The sequence below is a fragment of the Pseudomaricurvus sp. ABR4_320 genome (assembly GCF_056159445.1).
Genome location: NZ_JBSWVF010000004.1, coordinates 169,131 through 190,844, shown reverse-complemented (window position 1 = coordinate 190,844; position 21,714 = coordinate 169,131). Strand labels below are relative to the sequence as shown.

Here is a 21,714-nt window from a genome sequence, read left to right as displayed (position 1 = left end):
TATTTTGACAGACGAAAAGGCTGGAAGCACAATATGGAAAAACTTGACGAACTCATTCGCCAGACAGAACTCCAGCAACTGCAACTAACTCTGCATCGGCAAAAAGAAAAAAACCTAGAGTACTTTCGTCACTCCAACCCCTCCATTTTTAAAAAGTTTCACGACTATACCCCCAAAACACTTCAACTGGGGTTAGATACTAACGGCCATCTCAATCTTTTAAACATTCACGGTGGCGGAGTCCCCGTCTACCCCATTGAGCCGCGCCAGTTTGCACAAGCGCAGGTGCGACACTATTTATCTCAGCCGGGCTTTTTTAAGTACAAACTCGAATCCAGTACCGACAAAGCAACCCACAGCGGTGGCCGCCAGGATCAACATCATCTGTATCGAGATACTCTCAAAGAATTCCAACAGCTTGATCATTCGCCGCGCCTAACACTGAAAACACCGGTAGGCTATATGCTGATACTAGGCTGTGGCCTTGGCTATCATATTGAGGCTTTACTACGGCACTTTACGATTTATACCTTGTATCTCTATGAATCGAATCCCGATTCCTTTTATGCCAGTCTTCATACCGTCGACTGGGGATCGATCATCGCCCGCCTAGTTGAAAATGGCCGAGGAGAGATTCGCTTCGCGATTGGTACGGCACCAGAGTACGCGGCCATCGATATAAAAAATCTGCCCCATGAGATCGGCTCTCACAGGGTTATTCGACCCTATTTTTACACCCATGTGGACAATCCGTCCCACAACAAACTGGGTACGATGACCCGTGATGCCCTGCTGTTCGCCACGCGCGCGAACAAGGCCTTTACTCAGGAAGCCGGTAGTTTAGCCGCCAGTCTGAGTAACTTTTCTTCTGGACACGCGCTCTTAAAAGAAACGGTTAAATCTGTGCCTTTGCCGCCCGCGCTTATTGTCGGTAATGGTCCCTCCCTCGATGGGCAGTTGGACTTTATCCGGGATCATCAGGACTCCTGTGTCATATTCTGCTGCGGCAGTACCCTATCGACACTGACCAACGCGGGGATTCGCCCGGATTTTCAAGTAGAAATTGATCACCGAAAAGTGGTTGCCGAGCTCTATCCTCGTTATGCCCCAGACGATGTTCGGCACAACATCTGCCTTTTGGCCTCGAACAAAGTCCATCCAGACACCTTGGCACAGTTTGCACAATCTCGACTGTTTCTCAACGCAGGAGACATTGGCGTCGACCTGCTACGCAGTGTGAGTGCGTTGAAACATGTGGGACGGGTTGCCTGCGCCAACCCCACGGTAACCAATGGCGGTTTGAGCTTTGCGATTGAACTGGGATTTCGCGAGATCTGTCTGCTTGGCTGCGACTACGGCAGTATTGCTCCAGACAGAACCCATGCCGACAACAGTTTGCATTTTGAACTGAGCGCCGAAAAAGGCGCAAAATTTTATCGGCTGGAAGGAACTGCCCAGGGTAATTTTAGAGAGCGAATCTACACCACCCCCGTCTTTGAGTTGGCCCGCGACAGCGCTCAAACCCTGTTACACGCGCACAGGGACGTCACCTGCTACAACCCCAACGACGGGATTCTCATTGATGGCGCGGTGACAATTCAACTTTCCGAACTGCATCTGACAAAAGCGATTGCCAAATCCAAGGCACTGGCCGCACTACATTCAACTGCCTTTGCCGATTTAAAGGCGAAACTTCCAAAGCCGGAAGTACTGGAAAACACCATCCGCAGTAAAGTGCAAACCCTTAAAGAGTATATCGAGAAGCAATCTTTGCCGACAACGCAAGTAGAAGCCATGGATCGTTTAGACGATATTTTTCGTCAAATCGAGGCAATGAAAGCAACTGACGGTGTCACTTATACAGTCCTACGGTCACTGTGCGACAGTCTGCTGCAGGTTATCAGTCTTTACAGTACTGGCGCCGGCGGTGAGGACGCCATTGCCGACTACTATGATCTCGGTCGTCGGCGCCTAATCGCCCTGTTTGACCAGGTCGTTCTAGAGAGAGCCCCTGGCGACTTGATGGCTCTGGATGACTCTCACAATTTTACGACGGGATAGATAGCTGCGCGCCCTGTCAATGACGCGCTTGCATCAGCGCATCGACCACGAGCCAGTCAAACCCCGTATCGATATCAACCGATCGCTCAACCGGCATGACATAGGCAAAGGTTTTCGAGGAAAATAAACCTCCACGGGAATGACTGCGCCAATAGGCCGCAGAAAAGAGATAGATTGCGCCATTCAGCCGGTAATAATTCGGCAAATCTTGGCTGCGCTTGCCTTGAACCTCAGTGCGGATAAACTCCGCCATGCAACCGTCGTCGGGCAGCGTATTTGACCAGAGCGGTGAATGTTCACAGGCACACACAGACACCACACCATCCCCTTTTTTTGAATGGTGCATTCTCGCAGCTGCATCGATATCGTCCGAGGATCTCAGCGGCGACGTCGGTTGCAACAAGGTCACCATAGTAGTATCAGAAATTTCCAGGGCTGTTAATGCATGCAAGACGACATCCATACTGGACGCGGAATCCGTGGCCAAATGGGGCGGCCTTAAAAAGGGAACCTCTGCGCCTGCACGACGGGCGATATCGGCGATATCAAGGCAGTCCGTAGATACCACGACCCGATCAACCCCCGGAGAAGACAAGGCTGCTTCAATTGACCAGCAAATCAACGGTTTGCCTTGGAGGTTGCGAAGGTTTTTTCCCGGCAACCGTTTACTGCCCGCCCTCGCCGGAATTAACGCGAGAGAGGATGTAACAGGATCAGACATAGGCGCTATGGTATTTACAGCAAACTGACGGCATCTTTTTGTGCCTGCTCAAAGTCGTTGACCCGCCCCACATCCAGCCAGTATTCGTCCAGTGGATACATGCTCACTTGCCGACCTGCAGCCGCTTCACGGTTCAGCAATGTGGGCATATCCAGTCGCTCGCCTTTTGGCACCCTTGCCACCAAATCCGGACTGAGCACATAGATACCCGCATTAACGTAATAGCGAGATACAGGCTTTTCTTCTATCGAGACAATTTTGAAATCCTGACTTTGAATAACACCATAAGGCACTTGATATTCATGCTGTTTCACACACAGAGTCGCGTCGGCCGCAGACTGTACGTGATACTGCAACAAGCGACTAAAATCCACTTTCGTCAGAATATCGCCATTCATCATAACCAGCGGAAGGCTACCAATGTCGTCTGGCAACAGCGACAGAGAACCTGCTGTGCCCAAAGGCTGTTTCTCTTCCGTGTACTGAATGGATACCCCCCATCGCGAACCATCCCCAAAATGGTTTTGAATCATTTCAGGCAGATAGTGAGTGGAAATGTAGAAGCGATGAAACCCGTGCTCGACAAAGCTTTCCAAAATTGTTTGCAGAATGGGCTGAGTTCCCACGTTCAACATCGGTTTGGGACAGCGTTCTGTCAAAGGATAAAGTCGGGTTCCAAATCCACCAGCCATCAGAAACACCGGATTATCCAACACGGGTTTACTGTCGATATCCTGGCGAGATAAAACCTCTACCAGGCGCCCAAATTCGTCGATGATCGGCATGTGAAGAAATTTTTTAGCATCCATCAAACGCAGAATGGAACTGTGACTGTCTTCCGGCCGGCAGGTAATTGGCGACGCATTCATTACCTGGGTGACTGACTCGTTGAGCCCGATATCGCCAAGAATGCCCCGGCGAACGTCGCCATCAGTAACCAAGCCCACCAGATGCTGCTGTTCATTTACCACAAATGCTGCTTGCGTCGCTTCCCGATCGATAATTTTAAGGGCTTCGATGATTGTGCAGTCTGGTGCGACGACCGCATTCTGCCAATTGTATGTCATGACTAACTCTCCAATCACTTCAGGCAACATCCCGCGGCAACCAAACCACCCGCAGCTAACACCTGTTGCTGGATGACGGTTGCATTAGCGCCAACAAAAGCCCCATCGCCAATTACTGCGTCGCCACAAATGACAGCACCCGGTGCGATATGCACATGATCACCAATGGTGACACCATGCTCGACAGTCGCATTGGTATTAATAATGGTATTGTCGCCAATGTGCGCGCCCGGATTGATGACGCAACCCGCCAATAACTGAACCCCAAGCCCAATTGTCACCTCACGAGCAATGCACGCACGGGGATGAACCACACTGGTAAATACATAGTCCCGAAGTCGCCAGCTTTCAAATATTCGATAGCGATTGGATTCCTGCCAACGCCCGGGCATTTGGCCAACACCGTTCGCTAACACAATTCGCTCAGGGTCATAGTGCCCCAACAACTCATCGTCGCCCAAAACCGTCAAATTCATATGCCAGGCACTACCGGGTGATAAGTGAGGATCGATAATGCCAAGCACCGGCTGGCGACAACTGAGCAGCGCATCGGCAACAACCAGGGCGTGCCCCCCGCCCCCGATAATGACAACAGGCTTACTCACGCAGAGGCTCTCCTGTGTCGTAATTTCGAAGCGCTTCGCGTCCCAATAAATCCCAATACAACATTGGACTCACACCGTTGCCAGGACGGCGTATCACCAATTGATCGGCCTGGATCACATCGCCTGCGACGATGGGGTCTCTGGCTTGAATACTTTTGCGAGCTGCGTTGCGAGTGTCCTCCTCCACCGCTGAAGGTGCTTTCTCTGCCGAGCCGAGCGCAGCTTCCGCCTCTCGCACGGAATTTACCAGAATGGTAAATTCGTCTGGCTCCAACGAGCACCTGTGGTCCGGCCCCTCCATTGAGCGATCGAGTGTCAAATGCTTTTCCAAGATCCGAGCCCCTAGAGCGACAGCCGCAATGGGCACCGTAATACCCAAGGTGTGATCAGAATATCCTGTCACGAGCTCCCAGCGATTGGCCATGGTTACCATTGCTCGCAGATTGACGGAATCTATCGGCGCTGGATATTGCGATGTGCAATGCAACAGAGAAACTTTATCACGCACTAAGGATTGATATTTATCTTGTCCAAGTAAGCGACGACACGCCTGAAGTCCTCTTGGGGTTTCCGTGGGAAATGCCATCCCAAACGCCAGCACAGCCAGTGCATTGTCAATGTTCTCAGGTGTTGACATACCGGTTGAAAGAATAACATCCAGCTGTCGACGACCAATCTCTAGCAACATAGGGCCATTAGTAATTTCACCGGAGGCCACTTTCACACAGTTTGCATGAAGTTCGTCGGACAGAAATGTCAGGCTTTCGTGATCGAAGGGTGACGCGAGATAACCGATCGATTGACTGTCACAATACTCTTTAATTTGCTGATGCTCCGCCGAGGTCAACTCGAGTTTTTTCAGCATACTCTGTTGAGACTCTCGACGGCCTAGGTTATGCACTTGATAGGCAGCCATCGGCGCGACACTGCTGGCGAGATCTTTCGCGGAAAAGATCTGAAATTTTACGACATCAGCGCCCGCTAATTTTGCGGCATCTACAAGGGCTATTGCGGTATCTAACCGTCCATTGTGATTAACACCTGCTTCTGCAATAATTTTGACTGTCAATTTCAAGCCTCCGCAGTCAGTGCAAAATTAACGCTATGCGACAATAGGTAAATCATAGAAGGACTTTCTACGTAACAGAGACAAATCGAAACGGATCAAAACATCAACAACATCTTGACTTGGCTGATCTCCCCGATAGGGATTTATATTCCGACTAGCACGCTTCTGGCAATCAGCGCTTTGGGACCGGGAAATACTGGCAACGATGTCTTGAGTCTGACAAGCACAGTGGATGACGGACTCGGAACTCACTCTCCCCTTCTGGCGATCACCAATATTCACCGTCGGAACCCCTAAACTTGGGATCTCTAAAATCCCACTGGATGAGTTTCCAATAACGGCATTAACCTGCTTCGCCAGACCTAAATATCGGATCTGACCAAGATGGGGTACAAGACGAGCTCTCCGCGAACGTGCGACATAATCTCTCAAAGCAGTTTCAACAACACAATTACCTGGATCTGCATTGGGTCCAGTAAATATGATTGTCGCATCAGGAAATGCATCCAGCGCGGCCAAAACCTGGTGGATTTGCGCGGGCTCTGGTTCATCAGCCAGAGTTTCCGGATGCCAGGTAACTAGAAACGTTGTCTGACTCAATGACACATCTAGATCGCTTTCCAGTGCGGCACGATCAGGCAAAACGAGGTTTTCCAGTACTTCAATGCCAAGAGCGCCAACACAAAAAACTCGGGAGGGATGCTCCCCCATCTGAATGACACGCTGCTGGTATTCTTGCAAAGCGGTAAAGTGAAGGTGTGATAATTTCGTCATTCCGTGGCGCAACTGTTCATCGAGTGCACCTTCTGTTTTTTCGCCACCGTGAATGTGGGCAATAGGAATACCAACCATAGTCGCAGCCACAACAGCACAGAAGCTCTCGTATCTGTCGCCCAGCACTACCAACAAATCTGATTTTAACTCAACCAAAGACTCAGCGACTCGTGACAAAATAATCGACATCATTTGGGTTGTAGCTAGCGCCGAATCGCTAGAACTCTCAACAGGTATCATGGCGGCAATCGGAATACCGCTCGCCTTAATATCAGTAATGGTTCGCCCATGAGAATCCGAGGTATGACTGCCGCTAACCAGCAATTGCAAGGTGCATTCTGGGCTTGCCTGTAGCTTCTGCAAAACAGGTAGTTGCAATCCAAATTCCGCGCGACTTCCTGTAAAAACAGCAATATTACGCACCCGCTAATCTCCTGCGACAGGAACTCGGGAGATTCAATAAACGACCTTGCATTTCTCTCGCCACAGTCAGTGGGCCTCTTTGCATATGGCGATAAGCGGGACTGTCGCACACCAACTCCCAGGGCGGCCGCAACTGAATGGATTCTTCGACAGATCGCTCCAACAGGTAACGTCGTTGGGATTCTGTTTCACACAATATTGTGTTTAACCAATTATTTGACTGAGTGTTGTCAGCAGCCTCGACGAAATCTCCGGGCAGCGAATGCATGAGTTGGCGATAGGCATTCGCCAGTTCCACCTTATCGGCGAGAATAGCGTCAAGACGATCCAGTTGCGCACAGCCCAGGGCCGCATTAATGTTCGGCATACGGTAGTTATACCCAACTTCATCGTGGCAGGTTTCCCAAGGATGGCTGCATTTCGCGGTAGTCGCCAAATGACGAACCCTCGCCGCCAAAACATCGTCGTCTGTCAACAGTGCACCACCGCCACCGGTCGTGATCACTTTATTGCCGTTAAAGCTCAAGGCCAACCAGCGTCCGGCATGACCAACGTGCCTACCGGCGAAGTAGCTACCTAAGGCTTCAGCACCGTCCTCAAGTAGAGCGATGTCAAACTCATGACATACACTTCGCAACCCCTCCAGATCCGAAGGCATGCCGAAGGTATGCATACACAGACACCCCAATATGCGCTTACCGGTCGACCGATTGACACAGTGTTTACCATCACGACGTGTATTTTCCGTCAGCCAGTCACGGAGCTTGTGAGGACAGACTCCCAAGTGACGCTTTTCAATATCGACAAAGACCGGTGCAGCCCCTGTGTAATTAACTGCATTGGCCGTCGCAATAAACGTCAACGGCTGCATAATGACCTCGCAGTTGGCATCTGCCCCTAGGGCCAAAAGTCCCAAGTGTAGTGCGGCAGTCCCATTGACCGTTACGATTGCGTGTTTGTGGCCAGTGTACTGCCCGAGGCGCTCTTCAAACTGTCTGACCATGGGCCCAATGGATGAAACGAACGACGAGTCGACACAACGGCTTAAATAACATTTTTCGTGGTCGCCCAATAATGGGCGATGCAAAGCGATGGGACTTTCATCGGGAAACCAGCTGCGAATAAAGTCAAAAAGCGGCTCAGACATTGTAGAGGTGGGCCTTATAATGACGAAGGTTTTCAGGTTGGCTAAACCAATTGATGGTTTTTTGAAGCCCCTCTTCTAGAGAGACTTCTGGTTGATAGTCCGTCAGAGCGGCCAGAGCCCTGTGGTCACCACAAAGGCGGTACACTTCCGATCCGGCAGGACGCAGTCGTTGATCATCAGTGACAATGGGCGAATCCGTTCCCATGATCACCTGAATGCGGTGGGCGAGATCACCAATGGAGATTTCTTTTCCCGTACAGATGTTCAGTGCCTTGCCGATCGCCTCATCACTATCAGCAATGGCGAGAAACCCGCGACAGGTATCGCCGACAAAATTAAAATCCCGGGTTGATGCCAATTCGCCGAGCTGTAATTCCGTTTTCCCCGCGGCCAGTTGAGCAATAATTGCGGGAATAACCGCCCGCGCAGATTGTCGAGGACCGTAAGTGTTGAAAGGCCGTGCCACCGCCAACGGTAAATCAAAGCTGTGATAAAAGCTTAGGGCCATCGCATCGGCGGCAATCTTTGAGGCACTGTAAGGAGATTGCGGCTGCAATGGGTGCTTCTCATCAATCGGAACATATTGCGCCGTTCCATACACCTCACTGGTGGATGTGTGGACCACGCGCCGCACACCTTTTTCCAACGCCGCCTGGCAAATGTTCAAAGTGCCTTTGATGTTAGTATCGACGTAACAATCTGGCGCCTGATAGGAATAAGGTATCGCGATCAACGCCGCCAGATGGAACACCACCTCAACATCGTCAACCAATGAACGACAAAACGCGGCATCGCGAATGTCACCACAGCGCAGCTCAACCTCGCTTAGGTCGGGCACGTCTTCCAACCAACCCCAGTGATTAAACGAATTGTACTGGGCGAGCGCTCTTACCTGCCAACCCTTGGCGAGCAGCAGCTCGACTAGGTGGGAACCGATAAAACCGTCTGCGCCGGTCACCAGTGCTTTCATAAAACCCCTTTTCTACCTGCCGCATCTACTGGTTTCATCATGCGCCGTTGCGCCTGACCTGTTTTCCCAGACGTCAAAATGCTTGACCGGAAACTAACGGAATACCCTGAGTATAGGACGGAGTCAGAATATTGGCGGAAATCCGTCACCTAACCCCGCTATAAAGGGTGCAGCAAGAAATGCGCCTGAGTGAACGCGCCAGCCAAAGCCGACGTAAGACGTCGTAGGAGAAGCCTGCAAGGGGCGCGCACAATCTTTTAAAACGTGCTTTCTAAGAAGACTTGACGGGATTAGCTACTGGCCGTATTCGGCAGTCGGTCGGCAAGATCTTCAAGAAAAGAGGCATCGGAATCAATGCTGGCGATAATGGTTTCCATCGCCAAAAACTGAGCCTGCAGCCGCTCTTGGTAAGCGGTCATACGGGTATCCAGTCGATCCTGATCGTCGTCAAGATCGTCCAAATCCGATTCCAGATTATCTTCTCTTCCAGCAATGATGCCCCCGGACTCCAAATAGGCGTCGATGAGTTTACTCAGCTCATCACCGAAACCTCGGGAAAAGCCGATTGTTGCATTGGTTGCACCTGGCTCAATAAGAAACTTCAAACCGTAAGACTCGGCATCCAGATCGGGTAGCAACACCTGACCGGAGCCGAAAGCGGGTTCACCATCGATGGTGCCTTCGACATCCTTACCGGCGGTTGATGTACCTGTGTCAAGGCCCAGATCAGCCGCTCGAGAGCCTACTGCTGTTACGGAAACCGTGGATTGCGTTCCCCAACCATTTGAGGTGACAACAAACTGGCTGCCGTCCCAACTAACGTCAACAGATTTGTTATCACCTGCCAGCGTCGGGTCGGCATTGATCTTATCCTGTATGTGCGCTGCCAATTCTTCGTTACTGCCATAGGCAGCTGGGGTTAGGCTGATGGTTTCTGACGTGGAACCATCGACACTGATGGTAAAATCATACTCCTGGGTATCCAGGGAGCCCGCAGTGGCTTCTCCATCACTCAGCCCGAGTCGACTGGCCAGTCCACCAATAGGCGCCAATCCCGAAACGGTCGAGCCTTCACCAGAGCTTTGGGACTGGATCTCAAAATGGTCGTTATTCCAGGTGACATTGACGGAAACACCTGCACCGGACAGGTTGCTGTCACTATTGATTTGAGTCTGCAATGCAGCAGCCACAGAATCTTGGTCCGCATAGCTGCCCGGCGGTAACGAGATAACACCAGAGCCAACACCATCCACCGTCAAACTGAAGTCAAAGTCGTTGGCACCACCGGTGCCGGGAACGGATGTTCCTGTGCTCAATCCCAGCGTCTCTGCGGCTGCACCAATGTCCGTTACGGAGACTGTGGACTCAACGCCACTGCCCGTCCCAGTGATGACAAAGTGATCCGTATCATAAGCGACCGAAACACCGGAAAAATTGGCGTCTGAATTAATGGCGAGCTGTAGCGCAGACGCCATGTCGTCATAATTCAGATAGTCGATGACAGGCAAGCTGATGGGCGCAGCAGAATCCACACCATCAATCGTAATTGCAAAATCATAGTCGCCACTGGCAGCACCATTCGTCAAAAGGTTTAATGGCGCGGTAACTTCCTCACCGGTTAGATTGCCTGACGAAGGCAGCAGATCATCCAATAAACTGGACGCGGCACTTGAGCCCGTATAGTAACCCGGTGAGGTGCTGGCTGAGGCCAAATCACTCAACAGAGAGCCAGAGGGAGCGGTACCCGTCAGATAGCCGTGTTCCGGGTCTGCAGTGATTTCCACTTCATAGGAGCCTGGTGTGGTTTTATCACCCCAGCCATTAACGGTAATGAAATCAGAGCTGGAAGACGCCTGCGGGGTAAAAATATCTTTAATCAACTCATAGTTGCTGGCGAACGCTTCACTGAAAATCTCTTCATTTAGACTGATGGTACCATCCAGTTCGGTTTGAATCCCCACGTTAGCCAGCGCGTTAAAGCCTTCTTCAATCCCCGGTACCGCAGAGCTGATCAGATTTCGCATCTGATTCAATATCGTTTTGGTGGTGGCATCACGGTAGAGACTGCCGTTGTCTTCAATCTCTTCGTTGTAGCCAATCGCAGGCTCGATCGCCTCTAAAAAGGCATTAAACGCATCGACGAAACCACGCACGGCTTCCTGAGCAACCGACGTGTCTTCAGTAATGCTGACGGTAATCACCTCACCGGGTGTGGCCTTGGCGAGACTGAATTTGAAGCCTTCTAGAACATCATCAATGTCATTGCTGCTGCGTGAAATGGGCAACCCGTTGAAGGTCAACTGAGCGTCGGTCCCCGCCTGCTGTTGCGTTATAGCCTGTGTTGTCTCATCAAAATTGAAGCTCGCCAGCCCTGGAGCCGAGGCATTTTCTGCAGCGGTAATGGAAAGCTGATTTTTCGCGCCGGTTTCCGCGCTGATGAGCAAGCGATAGCCATCAACACCGTCGTTGATGACGCTGGCCTTGACGCCCATATCCGCTTCATTGATGGCGTTCGCCAACCCGGTCAGAGAGTTATTGCTGTCATCGATGGTTATCGTAACGGACTCTTTCGAGGTATCCCCAGTAAAAGTGGATAGATCCTCACTCCATTCGCCAAAGTTAAACGTCAAGGTCCCCTTGCCCACCGCAGAGCTGGGATCTTCGTAGGAAGAGCTCGTAGACAGTGATTGCGACAGCGCAATGGACTCTACCGTGAACGCGTAGTTGCCCACCGGAGCCTCTTCTGCCAGCTCGGTTGGAACGATGCTGGAGTTTTCGCCGAGTGTCGCCGTTTTGGTATTAAACGTTTCTGAATTACCGAGCAGATCTGCACTTTCCTGCAAAGTCGACAACGCACTTCGAACCAATCCGTAGTCAGAAATTTGCGCTTCAATGGTTTCGCGTTTGGTATCAATGGTGTTCTGTTTGACAGAGCCTTCCAATTCGACCAGTTGAGAGGTCAAAGAGCCTGTATCAATACCCGAGCCGGCACCCAGCGCGGTAATGATGTTGCTGCCAATGGTTGTGCTGTCTACTGAGTCCACCATAATGAATAACCTGTGTTGAAGCCTTTTGCTTCTGTGCTGCGGTTAAAGTATTTATCGGCGGGACGAGAAAAACTTGAAGGGTGGATTGGACAAATTTTTTGACAACGTCTACCGCAGAAAATCCATGTATTCTTACTGTAAACGCTAAAATGCAAAGGGAGTGCCAACCAGGAACGGGTTGGTACTCCACTTTGCTCTAGAGTGTTTTCGACATCAACCTTGAACGTTGATCAGATTCAGGGCGTCGTTCTCTTGAACGTTTCGTGCCAGCTCCAAAAAGACTTCATTTGGAATTTGACGAATAATATCGCCACTGTCACGGTCCATCACCTTAACCACCGTTTGACCGGAAGTTTCGTCGACACTGAACTGAAGATCGCGGCGCTCGGATTGAACGAATTCGTTCATCTGGGCGACGGCATCCTGAAGATCCTGTGGGGACGCTTCACGAGTGTCAGCTTTCTTCTGCTCAGGCAGCTCCTCTGTAACCGGCAATTTCTTGCCGGTTTCAGCGGAAGCTGTTGAGACATCGACAGCACCCTTTGATGAAGCAGACCGGGTAAGTGCCGCGGTTGGCAGCTGTCCTGATACTTCATTCATGTGGGTTACCTCTCTAACTCTTTAGTGAAATCCGGGCCGGCTATTCAGCCGGCTCCAGACGCCGAGCTAATTGATGACTCATTAGCGGAGCAGTGAAAGAACTTGCTGCGGAGCAGCGTTCGCCTGAGCCAACATCGCCTGAGAAGCTTGCTGCAGAACCTGGGCCCGAGACAGATTGGCCGTTTCTGCTGCGAAGTCCGCATCGACAATACGCGAGCGGGATGCCGCCGTGTTTTCCGATACGTTCATCAGGTTACTCACCGTGTGATCGAGTCGGTTATTCACCGCACCCATATCGGCTCGGGTTGCGTTAATTTCTTCCAGCGCGCTGTCGATAATGTCAATCGCTCGCTGAGCACCCGCCTGGGTACCGATAGAGATACTGGCAACAGAGCCAGCGCCTTCTGCGGCATTTTGCTCGGATAAACCAAATGCAGCTTCAGCATTAGCGGCAGTAATGCCCTCGCCGTATTCGATAGAGATGGGGTCGCCACTTGCAGAACGCAGCGCCATGGCAGTACTACCGTTATCGTAGGCAACAACGCCAGTTTCGTCCGAGACCTTATTAATCGCATCAATGGCGTTAGCCAGAGTGGTCGCAGCCGCAGCACCGCCGGCAAAGCCTTCAATTTCTACGCCATTGATAATTAGGTCGCCGTCGTTTACGTCCGCCGTACCCGTAACGGCACGACCCTGTAAGTTGCCCTGATCATCGGTTAGCATAACACCGAGAGCTTCAGATTGAGTGGTAGTTATATTACCAGCCTCAATGGTAATTGGATCGCCGTCGGTACTGGTGAAGACCATTGAGAAGTTTTGTGTCGCTGCCGCACCGCCTGTAGAGAACCCGGCTGAATCACCTGTGGTATCGGTGTCGGTAATTGTTATCGACGCCACATTCGATTGACTCAGAACCAACTTACCTTCCGAATCCAATGACGCACTAACAGACGTGTCCGAGTTGATTTTATCAACCAGCTCATCCATGGTTTGTGTACCAGTTAGCGAGAAGGAATTGGTATTACCATTGTTATCGACAACCGCAATGTCTAGGGTATCAGACCCGGCGATTAACAGGCCATCACCGACGGTGGATGCTGTGTAAGATACGAGATTACTAACTTCGACACCAACCGAATTAAAATCGGCATTCATCAAGTCGAGAGCTTCTTGCACAGTTGTCGCACTTGAGTATGCGGTGTTATCAATACCATTAATGGTAATGTCGCCAGCGGCATCAAGACTGGTGATGTCTGCCAAGCCGTTGGTTGCTGCTTGACCGATAATGTCACCACCCGATCCACCGAGAGAGGACGCGTTCATGGAGCCGAGCTCCATGGATATCAGCTCGTTGGCTTGCGAACCCACCTGCAGATCCACTTTACCCAGAGAGCCATCCAGCAATGTCTGTCCATTAAAAGTAGTGGTATCGGCAATACGATCAATTTCATCTTTCAGCTGCTGAACTTCCGCATCCAATGTTGCGCGGTCTGCATCTGAATAGATTCCGTTCGCGGACTGAATAGACAGTTCACGCATACGTTGCAGAATCGAGGTGGTTTCATCCAGCGCCCCTTCTGCCGTTTGAATCATGGAAACGCCGTCGTTAGCGTTGGCCACCGCACGGTTCAGACCGTTGATCTGAGAGGTCATGCGGTTAGAGATGGCCAGACCTGCCGCATCGTCAGCAGCAGTATTAATGCGCTTGCCCGAAGACAATCGCTCCATGGCTTGATCTTGTTCCATTCCGGATTGCACCAGCTGCCGCTGGGAGTTCAGCGATGGAACGTTACTGTTAATGACTAAAGGCATGGTGTGCCTCCTACAAGGTTATTTAACTTCGCGCCAGCGGTAGTACTAGCTATTCAATGTGTATCCGGAATAATCGGTTTAACTTTCGATGCTTCCTGTCAGGGTTATCGACGACTAAAAAGGAAACTTTAACGGCGTGAAAAGGAATATAGCGGCAGGCACGAGCAAAAATAATTTAATATCTTTTTGTTTTTCAAAAACTTACGAAACAAAGAATAAAAGGGAAATTTTTATAAATAAACAAGCTAACAAACTGGGGAACCAAATATGCGTGTTCCTGTGACAGACAGCACAAAGCCCCTGAGACTTGAGTCTCAGGGGCTTTTACAAAAAAGGCTGACCGCTTACAGAAGACGGAAATTAACCGTTCAACAATTGCAGCACCTGTTGCGGCGCAGCATTCGCCTGAGCCAACATCGCCTGGGATGCCTGCTGCAATACTTGCGCACGAGACAGGTTTGCTGTTTCTGCAGCGAAATCCGCATCCATAATACGTGAACGAGACGCCGAGGTGTTTTCCGACACGTTCATCAAGTTAGAAATGGTGTGCTCCAGACGATTCGTCACAGCACCCATATCAGAGCGGACCGCATTTATCTGCTCTAACGCTTCATCGATAATACCGATGGCCTTCTGAGCAGAGTCGGCCGTAGCCACACTGATACTGGAAACAGAACCAGCGCCCGTCGCAGCGTTTTGCTCCTGCAAACCGGTTATCGCCAAAATATTGGTCGCATTGGCGCCATTACCATATTCGATAGAAATGACATCACCACCCACCGAGCGCAACCCCATCGTATTGGCAGTCGACGCAAAAGCGACAACGCCTGTCTCTGCGGACTGCTTGTTAATGGCTTCGATTGCGTTCGCCATACTGGTAGGCCCACCGGCGACACCAACGAACTCATCAATTTCTACGCCATTGATGATGATGTCACCTTCGTTAATCGTCTGAGCGGCACCTGCAATGGCAGCACTTTGTAAATTCCCTTCGCTGTCGGTAAAGCTGACGCCCAAAGCCAAAGCCTCTGCCGTCGTCAGCCCAGAGTTCTCGATAATAATGGGATCACCGTCCTGACTGGAAAAGGTGAGCGCAAAATTATTAGCGGTCGCAACGCTGACACCCGTTGCATCCCCACCGGTCGAGTCGTTAAAAGCGATAGACTCTGCGCCTTCTTGCGAGACGGTTAAACGACCATTATCATCGATCGAAGCCGTAATACTTGTGTCCGCATTAATTTTGTCGACCAAATCTTCAAGAGTCTTGGTACCGGTAATCGTATAAGTCGAACTGTTTCGATCGCCGTCAACGACCGTAATTGCCAAAGTATCTGTTCCAGCAACCAACTGCCCATCACCAACCGAAGACGCGGTAAAATTCACCAGCGACCCCGCTTCAATTCCCAACCCATCAAAATCCGCATTCATGATGGAAAGGGCTTCGCTAACCGATGCCGTACCAGTCAGAGCGCTGACATCAACCCCGTTGATGGAAAAATCTGCAGCAGCCACGGTGGTGAGATCACCCAGTCCGTTGGTCATGGCTTCACCGATAATGTCGCCACCAGAACCACCCAGCGTACCGGCAGACATGGATCCAACTTCCAGTGTGACCGTTTCGTATGCTTGCGAACCAATTTGCAGATCTACTTTCCCAAGACTGCCGTCAAGCAATAGCTGGCCGTTAAACGTGGTGGTATCGGCGATACGATCCACCTCTTCAATCAGCTGCTGAACTTCTGCATCGATCGTAGCCCGGTCATCATCGGAGTAAATTCCGTTCGCCGATTGAATCGCCAATTCGCGCATACGCTGCAGAATCGAGGTGGTTTCATCCAGGGCGCCTTCTGCGGTTTGCATCATGGAGATGCCGTCGTTCGAATTTCGAACAGCCTGATCCAAGCCCATAATTTGCGATGTCATTCGGTTGGCGATGGCCAGACCAGCGGCATCATCAGCGGCGGTGTTGACCCGTTTGCCCGAAGACAGACGCTCCATGGCCTGGTCCTGCTCGAGGCCGGATTTAACCAACTGGCGCTGAGAGTTAATTGCCGCCACATTGGTGTTAATAACTAATGGCATAACGTGTCTCCTGTGGTTGAGCGCTGCCAGATCGCCAGTAGGTCTGTGCAAACCGAGTCGGTCGACAGCAAACTTACTGCGAAGATACTGCGTCGGAAGTTTTCCAGACGTTACTTATCCCGATACCGCAGGGAAAAAGCCCGACGCAGCATCGTCTTGGCAGACCAACTGCAACCCCTATGCCAGCCGCATTATTTTTCTGTAACCAACTGTATTTATTGCTTATTTTTATCTGTCGAGACAAGACCGGGCGCGTCAAGAGCACCGTCGGCTATACTGAAGCGGCAAGCTGCTGCCGCGTTCTGCCTGCAAAGTCTTGCCTACCACCGGCGTTCGCATAACGTTTTGCAGCCCTGCTGACAAACAAAAGAGGTAAAGATGGTTTCCATTGAAGAATTAATCGACGAACTCGAGGGACTGCTCGAACTCAGTGAAGCGCTTCTAAGTGAATGCCGGGAAGGCAACTGGCAAGCCGTCGAATCCCTAGAGCAGCATCGCCAACAGCGACAAGCCGCCCTGACAAAAAAAGGCATTCCCAAAACGTTACCGGATGAGCTGCGTTCTACGCTGAATACACTGACGCAACTGAATCGCGAGATCGCCAGCGAACTCAACAATGCTAAGGGAAAAACAGCATCGGCTTTGCGCACAGCCCGAACGGGATCAAGTGCGGTAAAGTCATACGCGTCAACCGGCAAACTCTAGCCCATTAAGGCAGCTCGCTGCCTCGTGATTAACACGCCAAAGTCAGATATCCTAACGGTGAAAAATAATGAGGATATCTCAATGACATTTTCACTCTACGAAGCAACCATCCCGTCTTACCTTCAGATCATCGCCGCCTGCCAAGGTCTGCTCGATAAGGCAGAAGACTGGTGCAGCACGTCCAGCACCCCTGCCGCACAACTGATTGACTGCAAATTGGCTGATGACATGCTCCCATTTAGCTACCAAATCAAATCTGTGCATACACACAGCGTCCGTGCGATTGAAGGTGCAAAAGCAGGTACATTTTCGCCAGACCTGAGCGAACCGCCTGGCGACTTCACCGGGCTCCGGCAAAAGTTGGCCACTGCGACCGAGTATTTGGAGACATTGTCAAAAGCAGAGATCGATGATTTGATCGGCGGTCACACGACATTCGAGTCACGGAATTTCCAAATGCCGTTTACGACTGAGAATTTTCTACTGAGTTTTTCTCAACCAAACTTTTATTTTCACGCCACTACGGCCTATGACATTTTACGCAGTAAAGGTGTGGACATTGGCAAAAAGGACTTTCTTGGCCCGGTTCGAATTATCAAGTAAACCCGCACCTTTTAGAGACGGCTGAAGAGAGTGAGCTGACTCACCTTGCTAAAGGCTGCCTGAGCGGCTTCGAGAATCAATGTTTGAGCCGACAGCCTACTGGCAGCCTCAGCGTAATCCAGGTCTTTGAGATCCGAGAGGATCTCATTCGAAACCAGCTCCGTATCCAGATGTAGCTCTCGCGTACTTTCCAAGGTGTTTAATCGCGCACCGATGGCTGCCGTTACCTCCTGGATATTGGTCTGGGCGCTGTCCAGATTATCCAGGGTCTGGGCTACGACATCCTCAAGTAAATCTCGACTTTCGGTCGTTCCATCCATGTTTTTCATGGCGTCACTAAACCGGGCAAGTGTGGTTAGCACGTCCTGAGTCGGAGAGGATTCAATAAAAAACTGATCGCCGGTTTGGGCTCCATTCGCCGCCGCTGGCAGCCCACTAATGCTAAAGCGAACACCATTGACCACCAGTTCCTCGCCGGGCACATACACATGATTGGCTTCAATAACATTGCCCGTAGAGCGCTCAGTGATGGTGAAATTTCTGGCGGCAGGAATCACGTCACTGTCTTCTTGAAAGGTGATCACCATATCTTCTGGATAGAATTCGTCGTAAGCCTCCTGGTCAACGATTTGGCCAAAATTAATCGCTCCGGGCGGATTGGCCCGATTGACACTACTGGCGGAGGTATTCACAGTATTATTGAGCGATTCAATATCGACAAACAGATCTTTCCCGGAATCACTGGTCGCAATCGAGGTGCTATCCGAGATTTTAATGTTCATTTGCCCTTCTGTGCCCGTATAGTCGAATCCGGTAACCGATGAGCCAACAAAGGGTTGATCGCCGCCTTTGTAACCTGCAAAGATATAGTCGCCCGCAGAGTTTTTCGTATTTAACAAATTCTGCAGCTCTTCCAGTCTCGAATCGACCTCGGATGCCAGGGCATCATAGTCTTCCGGAGAATAGGTTGCCGTGTTACCTGCCTGCACCGCGAGCTCTCTCACCCGCTGCACCAATGACGTGATGCTGTCGAGCGTCGCCTCTTCAAGTGACAGATTATTCTCGGCGATATCAATGTTTTTGCCGTATTGCTCAATACGCGCCAGTCCGCGATCAAGCTCCAGAATTTTAGCTGTGGCAACAGGATCATCAGACGGCGTGAGGATCCTCTGCCCCGTCGAAATCTGGGTTTGCGTCTCGACAATATCACTGTTGGCTTTGCCCATCGCATTACTGGCAATTCCAAAAATTTGCAGCGTTGAGATTCTCACGACCCATTACCTCAGAAAGAATTGATCAAACGATCAAACAGATCTCTGGCCACAGAGATCACTTGTGCATTGGCGTTATATACCTGCTCGAATTGAATCAGGTTGGCAGCCTCTTCATCCAGATTGACCCCCGACAGTGAATTACGTAAATCTTCTGTTTGGGTCAGTACCTGGGATGCAGCTTCTAAATTAATTTCTGCCGCATTGGTATTGATACCGATAAATTCAATCAAGGTGGCGTAAGATTCTGCCAGCGTACGAGAACCATCCTCGACGAGATCCTCACCGTAGAGATTCACCAGCGCCAATGCGTTGCGGTTATCGGAAATACCCGATTCGTTGAAATTTAAGGTGAATCGATCCCCGGTTTCCGGCACGCCACTGATACTGGCTTCGATACCAAAATAGCTGGATTGTGCAAAATCTGCAGCGGAACTGTCCCCAAAGAGGGTGCTCACCGTTGGGTTAGTACGCATGGAAATACCCGAGGCCATGGTGACATCCAGTGTTCCGCCAACGGTCACAGCGGTTTCGTTACCCGCACCCGTCGCCACCAGAGATCCACTGCCACCATTGTAATCCGCGACTGTCATACTCTCCCCCGCACCAGCAGTGAGCGACAGATTTAAGTCGTCACCTTTGGTGGAGCTGATTCGCAATTCGGGTAATCCTGTCGTCGCATTGGTGCCGGCAATGGCACTGATGCCTAAATCTGCAAGCGCGGCTTCTTCATTAATACGTTCGGCCAGATAGTCGTTGAACGCTGCGGGATCTGCTGCAGGATCCGGCACGGCGGCATCCAATACGCCGCTGTTGTATTCAATCAAGTCGACACCATTCACACTGATTTGCAGCGGTGACGTACGAGTTAATCCGGAAAAGTCCGTCAAACTCGCTGAGTTTCTCGCAATCGCAGAAACGCCATCTAAATTGGACAGCTGAGCGGCAATTTCGGCCGCTGACGCATCGGCAGCGGTAACGACAGACTGCTCACTGGTACGGCCGGTATCTGCATCGATATATCGAAAAGTCAGCGTCTCGACGCCGTATCCATTCGCCGGTGCCGCCAGAGGCGATGCACCACTGGTAATGGCAGACATACCGAGCCCCGCTCCTTCTGCCGCCACGATGGTCTGACCGACATCGGATGTAAAAAGCTGGTTGGTTTGCCCAGGAATATAAGGCTGGTTGCGCACCGGAGGTGATAACTGCACGGGATTTCCCGGATCAGAATTGTCCAGCACATCGTAGGTCGTCGGCGATGTAAACACCACCAAAAGTGGCGTTGCAATACTACCATCGGCAGTAAACAAACCGACATCGGCTCCGTCGACACCTTCCAAGTTCGTCAGACTGCCAGAGGTAATCGACGCATTGCCAATATTGCCTTCATCCGCACCGGTCACCAGCGGGCTGGCGAAGGCGAGTTCATCTGCCCGCTCAACCACGGTTTCAAAGTCTCTCGCCGCGGTTCTGGTAGGCTGTAACGTAAAGGTATCGCCTTCCTGAAAACTCCCGGATACAAAGGTCAACGCCAGACCATCAAACTCCACGGTTTGCGGATAGTTTGTCGGCAGAGCGCCTTTATAGACAATGGCACCATCGGATTCCCGAGTAATGGTGTAATTGGTGCTGTTATCACTGACTTCAACCTGATAGTCACTGATGGTTAACTGGCTGCTGTCGGTAATCTCCAATGCCATGACACGGTCATTCGGTTGCGCATTAGAGCTGGCCGAAATCACTCTGCGCGTAACCAGACTGGTGTCATTGACGTCGAGAAAAAAGTCACCACCAAAATTATCGTTGAGATCGATCCCCTGTTTGTGAACTTCATTTATTGCGTCACTCAGGACAATAGCAACGCGACCCAGTTCATTAAAGGACGTGTCGAGCACTTCATCACGAAACTGGATGATACCGCCGATTTCTCCGCCGGTTAAAAACTGGGTAATGGACTGAGAACCCAGGCGATCATTGTAGGAAATTTCGTAGGACTGAGGATCTTCCTCACCGGGACCAACGGATATTTCCCGCACCAGACTTCCGGTCACAAGGGATTGCCCGGTACCAATCGCAACGTTAACCGAACCGTCTGTCTGCTCGATAACATCAATGTCGACCAGCTCTGACAATTGACGTAAGGCCTCTTCCCGTTGATCCAATAAATCATTAGGCGATTTTCCGGTTGAACCCAGAGCCTGAGCGATACTGACATTTAGCTGTGCAATATTCTCGGCAATTGCGTTGATCTGGGAAACGGCAACACTCAGTTTCTGATTGACGTTATCGGCAATGTCCGACAACCGCTCGTACAGCGTATTGAATCTCTGTGTCAGGTTTTCCGCTTCACTGATGATCAGTTCACGGGAGGGAATTGATGTGGGATCATCGGCACCCGTCTCCAGAGCAGCAAAGAAGGTTTCCAAGCCACCGGAAAGTCCTGTGCTGGAATCCGACAGCAGTGTGTCAATCTGCTTAATGTTTTCCGTGTAAGCGCTGAACTCACTGTTTAAAGACGTATCTTCCCGCAACTGAGTAACAACAAATTCGTCGACAATCCGCTCGATGGCAGAGACTCGGGTACCGGTCCCGATATAATGACTGCCGTAGACATTCGCAGGCGAAGTCTCGGATTCAACCCGCTGACGACTGTATCCTGCCGTGTTGGCATTGGCGATGTTGTGACCGGTCGTACTCAGAGCTGTTTGACTGACTTTTAAGCCCGTGACCGCAGTATTCAGTAATCCTGCCATC

At 51.0% G+C, this 21,714-nt stretch carries 16 protein-coding genes; 3 read left to right on the top strand and 13 right to left on the bottom strand.

Annotated elements, in window-relative coordinates:
* Positions 1 to 33: 33 nt before the first annotated feature.
* Positions 34 to 2,061, top strand: a complete 2,028-nt coding sequence (locus ACXAFR_RS09885; RefSeq protein ID WP_475176189.1) for a motility associated factor glycosyltransferase family protein — start codon at positions 34 to 36, stop codon at positions 2,059 to 2,061.
* A gap of 16 nt (positions 2,062 to 2,077) precedes the next feature.
* Here ACXAFR_RS09885 and ACXAFR_RS09880 read toward each other — a convergent pair whose 3' ends face one another.
* From ACXAFR_RS09880 to ACXAFR_RS09830, 11 genes are all read right to left on the bottom strand, one after another.
* Positions 2,078 to 2,782, bottom strand: a complete 705-nt coding sequence (locus ACXAFR_RS09880) for an acylneuraminate cytidylyltransferase family protein (RefSeq protein ID WP_475176187.1) — start codon at positions 2,780 to 2,782, stop codon at positions 2,078 to 2,080.
* A gap of 14 nt (positions 2,783 to 2,796) precedes the next feature.
* Entirely contained in the window at positions 2,797 to 3,849 is a 1,053-nt protein-coding gene (locus ACXAFR_RS09875; RefSeq protein WP_475176185.1) for a nucleotidyltransferase family protein, read from the bottom strand.
* A gap of 14 nt (positions 3,850 to 3,863) precedes the next feature.
* On the bottom strand, positions 3,864 to 4,454 hold the full coding sequence (locus tag ACXAFR_RS09870) for a NeuD/PglB/VioB family sugar acetyltransferase (RefSeq protein ID WP_475176183.1): 591 nt from the start codon (positions 4,452 to 4,454) through the stop codon (positions 3,864 to 3,866).
* Positions 4,447 to 5,523: an N-acetylneuraminate synthase gene (gene neuB / locus ACXAFR_RS09865; RefSeq protein WP_475176182.1), complete on the bottom strand. Its 1,077-nt coding sequence runs from the start codon at positions 5,521 to 5,523 to the stop codon at positions 4,447 to 4,449. The genes ACXAFR_RS09870 and neuB overlap by 8 nt, the downstream gene beginning before the upstream one ends.
* A gap of 33 nt (positions 5,524 to 5,556) precedes the next feature.
* Positions 5,557 to 6,720 carry a UDP-N-acetylglucosamine 2-epimerase gene (gene neuC / locus ACXAFR_RS09860; RefSeq protein ID WP_475176180.1) on the bottom strand — a complete coding sequence of 388 codons (1,164 nt, stop codon included), beginning with the start codon at positions 6,718 to 6,720 and terminating at the stop codon, positions 5,557 to 5,559.
* Positions 6,713 to 7,867: a LegC family aminotransferase gene (locus ACXAFR_RS09855; RefSeq protein ID WP_475176177.1), complete on the bottom strand. Its 1,155-nt coding sequence runs from the start codon at positions 7,865 to 7,867 to the stop codon at positions 6,713 to 6,715. The genes neuC and ACXAFR_RS09855 overlap by 8 nt, the downstream gene beginning before the upstream one ends.
* Positions 7,860 to 8,837 (bottom strand): NAD-dependent 4,6-dehydratase LegB, encoded by a 978-nt coding sequence (locus tag ACXAFR_RS09850; protein WP_475176174.1) that lies wholly within the window; start codon positions 8,835 to 8,837, stop codon positions 7,860 to 7,862. Before ACXAFR_RS09850 ends, ACXAFR_RS09855 begins: the two co-directional genes overlap by 8 nt.
* Positions 8,838 to 9,127: 290 nt before the next feature.
* Positions 9,128 to 11,884: a flagellar filament capping protein FliD gene (fliD, locus tag ACXAFR_RS09845; protein ID WP_475176172.1), complete on the bottom strand. Its 2,757-nt coding sequence runs from the start codon at positions 11,882 to 11,884 to the stop codon at positions 9,128 to 9,130.
* 213 nt (positions 11,885 to 12,097) lie between these two features.
* Positions 12,098 to 12,484: a flagellar protein FlaG gene (locus tag ACXAFR_RS09840; RefSeq protein WP_475176170.1), complete on the bottom strand. Its 387-nt coding sequence runs from the start codon at positions 12,482 to 12,484 to the stop codon at positions 12,098 to 12,100.
* A gap of 81 nt (positions 12,485 to 12,565) precedes the next feature.
* Positions 12,566 to 14,296: a flagellin N-terminal helical domain-containing protein gene (locus ACXAFR_RS09835; protein ID WP_475176167.1), complete on the bottom strand. Its 1,731-nt coding sequence runs from the start codon at positions 14,294 to 14,296 to the stop codon at positions 12,566 to 12,568.
* Between the two features lie 360 nt (positions 14,297 to 14,656).
* Complete coding sequence (locus ACXAFR_RS09830) at positions 14,657 to 16,378, bottom strand: flagellin N-terminal helical domain-containing protein (protein ID WP_475176166.1); 1,722 nt, start codon at positions 16,376 to 16,378, stop codon at positions 14,657 to 14,659.
* A 378-nt stretch (positions 16,379 to 16,756) separates the two neighbouring features.
* Between ACXAFR_RS09830 and ACXAFR_RS09825 the strand changes: the two genes are divergently transcribed.
* Positions 16,757 to 17,083 carry a flagellar protein FliT gene (locus tag ACXAFR_RS09825; RefSeq protein WP_475176165.1) on the top strand — a complete coding sequence of 109 codons (327 nt, stop codon included), beginning with the start codon at positions 16,757 to 16,759 and terminating at the stop codon, positions 17,081 to 17,083.
* A gap of 81 nt (positions 17,084 to 17,164) precedes the next feature.
* Positions 17,165 to 17,686 carry a DUF1993 domain-containing protein gene (locus ACXAFR_RS09820; RefSeq protein WP_475176162.1) on the top strand — a complete coding sequence of 174 codons (522 nt, stop codon included), beginning with the start codon at positions 17,165 to 17,167 and terminating at the stop codon, positions 17,684 to 17,686.
* An 11-nt stretch (positions 17,687 to 17,697) separates the two neighbouring features.
* Here ACXAFR_RS09820 and flgL read toward each other — a convergent pair whose 3' ends face one another.
* Together flgL and flgK are read right to left on the bottom strand one after the other, a co-directional pair.
* Positions 17,698 to 18,957, bottom strand: a complete 1,260-nt coding sequence (gene flgL / locus ACXAFR_RS09815; RefSeq protein ID WP_475176161.1) for a flagellar hook-associated protein FlgL — start codon at positions 18,955 to 18,957, stop codon at positions 17,698 to 17,700.
* Positions 18,958 to 18,968: 11 nt separating this feature from the next.
* Positions 18,969 to 21,713: a flagellar hook-associated protein FlgK gene (gene flgK / locus ACXAFR_RS09810; RefSeq protein ID WP_475176160.1), complete on the bottom strand. Its 2,745-nt coding sequence runs from the start codon at positions 21,711 to 21,713 to the stop codon at positions 18,969 to 18,971.
* Position 21,714: the final 1 nt, after the last annotated feature.

Excerpts from the sequence above, each read along its gene's own strand:
- ACXAFR_RS09885 (WP_475176189.1), top strand. The coding sequence starts at position 34 with ATGGAAAAACTTGACGAACTCATTCGCCAGACAGAACTCCAGCAACTG.
- ACXAFR_RS09880 (WP_475176187.1), bottom strand. The coding sequence starts at position 2,782 with ATGTCTGATCCTGTTACATCCTCTCTCGCGTTAATTCCGGCGAGGGCG.
- ACXAFR_RS09875 (WP_475176185.1), bottom strand. The coding sequence starts at position 3,849 with ATGACATACAATTGGCAGAATGCGGTCGTCGCACCAGACTGCACAATC.
- ACXAFR_RS09855 (WP_475176177.1), bottom strand. The coding sequence starts at position 7,867 with ATGTCTGAGCCGCTTTTTGACTTTATTCGCAGCTGGTTTCCCGATGAA.
- ACXAFR_RS09850 (WP_475176174.1), bottom strand. The coding sequence starts at position 8,837 with ATGAAAGCACTGGTGACCGGCGCAGACGGTTTTATCGGTTCCCACCTA.
- fliD (WP_475176172.1), bottom strand. The coding sequence starts at position 11,884 with ATGGTGGACTCAGTAGACAGCACAACCATTGGCAGCAACATCATTACC.
- ACXAFR_RS09840 (WP_475176170.1), bottom strand. The coding sequence starts at position 12,484 with ATGAATGAAGTATCAGGACAGCTGCCAACCGCGGCACTTACCCGGTCT.
- ACXAFR_RS09835 (WP_475176167.1), bottom strand. The coding sequence starts at position 14,296 with ATGCCTTTAGTCATTAACAGTAACGTTCCATCGCTGAACTCCCAGCGG.
- ACXAFR_RS09830 (WP_475176166.1), bottom strand. The coding sequence starts at position 16,378 with ATGCCATTAGTTATTAACACCAATGTGGCGGCAATTAACTCTCAGCGC.
- ACXAFR_RS09825 (WP_475176165.1), top strand. The coding sequence starts at position 16,757 with ATGGTTTCCATTGAAGAATTAATCGACGAACTCGAGGGACTGCTCGAA.
- ACXAFR_RS09820 (WP_475176162.1), top strand. The coding sequence starts at position 17,165 with ATGACATTTTCACTCTACGAAGCAACCATCCCGTCTTACCTTCAGATC.
- flgK (WP_475176160.1), bottom strand. The coding sequence starts at position 21,713 with ATGGCAGGATTACTGAATACTGCGGTCACGGGCTTAAAAGTCAGTCAA.